Below are 252 nucleotides of genomic sequence, written 5' to 3' on the forward strand. Positions count from 1 at the left end.
GTCGAGGGCGCGGGCGATCGCCTGCACATGGTCGAGGCCATATTGATGGCGGATCGCATGCATGCCGTCGCGCAGCGTGACGTCTTGAATGTAGAGCTTGGTCGTGGCGGGATCGAAGGTCATGCCGCTGCTCCCGACTGCATCCGCGCCGCGATCTTCTCGGCGGTCCTGAGCGCCGCCGAGGTCATGATGTCGAGATTGCCCGCATAGGCAGGCAGGTAATGCGCCGCGCCCTCGACCTCGAGGAAGACG

The 252-nt window shown here is 65.1% G+C and carries 2 pseudogenes; both read right to left on the reverse strand.

The features are described 5' to 3' along the window. A pseudogene (locus tag SB719_RS21515) lies at positions 1 to 123 on the reverse strand (4-hydroxy-2-oxovalerate aldolase); the annotation flags it as partial. Then, positions 120 to 252: pseudogene (locus SB719_RS21520) on the reverse strand (acetaldehyde dehydrogenase); the annotation flags it as partial. The pseudogenes SB719_RS21520 and SB719_RS21515, both read right to left, overlap by 4 nt.

Origin of the sequence: Pantoea sp. SIMBA_079, assembly GCF_046940275.1 — a bacterium.
GTDB lineage: Bacteria > Pseudomonadota > Gammaproteobacteria > Enterobacterales > Enterobacteriaceae > Pantoea > Pantoea borealis.